Below are 261 nucleotides of genomic sequence, written 5' to 3'. Positions count from 1 at the left end.
ATTGATGACTCATGCGCGGATGTGGAAGGCGGTATCGAAGCAGAAACACTTCATACCTTTAACAATCTCATTCAAACCCTGCTGTGTGCAGTGGAGTCTTTCGAGTCGGTTGTGCAGGTCCTGATTTATGTGACTGACAGAGAATACTTAAAGACCGTTAACCTAGTGTACGCGGAATTTTTTGAAGCGCCGTACCCTAATCGCGCCGCCATGGTGGTTGCAGGGTTAGCGAGAGAAGAGATGTTGGTGGAGTTTGTTGTC

The 261-nt window shown here is 47.9% G+C and carries 1 protein-coding gene; it reads left to right on the top strand.

Annotation, left to right across the window (positions count from 1 at the left end; genetic code table 11):
- Positions 1–261: RidA family protein (locus O4G76_RS20910; RefSeq protein ID WP_269399028.1), on the top strand; the 261-nt coding region annotated here is incomplete at both ends.

The sequence above is a fragment of the Limimaricola sp. G21655-S1 genome (genome assembly GCF_027213785.1).
In the GTDB taxonomy this organism is placed as follows: domain Bacteria; phylum Pseudomonadota; class Alphaproteobacteria; order Rhodobacterales; family Rhodobacteraceae; genus Limimaricola.
The sequence above is the reverse complement of the archived record's forward strand: the minus strand, read 5'-3'. Positions and strand labels throughout refer to the sequence as shown.